1 protein-coding gene is annotated in these 747 nt (G+C 61.8%); it reads right to left on the bottom strand.

Annotation, left to right across the window (positions count from 1 at the left end; translation table 11 throughout):
• On the bottom strand, window positions 1-548 hold a 548-nt coding region (locus HMPREF3120_RS04800; RefSeq protein ID WP_305764017.1), incomplete at its 3' end, for a glyceraldehyde 3-phosphate dehydrogenase NAD-binding domain-containing protein.
• Between the last annotated feature and the right edge of the window lie 199 nt (window positions 549-747).

The raw sequence follows: 747 nt of genomic DNA, 5'->3' as shown, positions 1-747 counted from the left end.
GTGCCGTTGGCCCAGATGATTTCCTTCTCCTCATCAACGGTGATCGTGCCGTTGAACGCACCGTGGACAGAGTCACGTCGCAGCAGGGAGGCACGCTTGATGATGTCAATGTCACCCTTCTTGCGCACCACCACCGCACGCAGGCGCACACCGCCGTACATTGCCTCGCGGGCAATCAGGATACGGGCAAGCAGGCGGCCGATGCGGCCGAAGCCGTAGAGCACGACGTCGCGTGCATCGAGCTCGGAGGAGGTGCCGATGACGTCAGCGAGCTGCGCCTCGAGGAAGGCACGCAGATCCTTCTCGTCGGAGTGCTTGAACTCCTTTGCCAGGCGGCCAAGGTCGATCGAAGCGGTGCCGAGATCCATCTCCACCAGCTCGCGCAGGATCGGGAGTGTCTCGTCGAGCGGGAGCTCCTTTTCATCGATACGACGCGCGTAGCGGTGTGCCTTGATGATCTCGATGTCAGTCACACCCACCAGCAGGCGACCGTAAACCGAGGTGACCGCGTTGTGTTCGCGGTGCAGGCGACTGATCAGCGGCAGCATCTCCTGGGCGAGGGTGAGCTTATGGTTCCAGTCGTCGCGGGGGTTTGTGGTTTCGGTCAACGTTGCTCCTTCAGCGTGTTGGATTCGGGGGCAACTTCAGCCCCACACCGCCATTTACTTTAGCGCAGGACAGCGCGATACTTGGAGGGGTCCGCCTCGGGGGCAAACTTGGGGGCCTGATCCTTATCGACGAGCACCG

Source organism: Corynebacterium sp. HMSC11D10 (genome assembly GCF_001806995.1).
In the GTDB taxonomy this organism is placed as follows: domain Bacteria; phylum Actinomycetota; class Actinomycetes; order Mycobacteriales; family Mycobacteriaceae; genus Corynebacterium; species Corynebacterium coyleae.
Note: the sequence above shows the minus strand (reverse complement) of the source record. Positions and strands in the feature narration are given on the sequence as shown.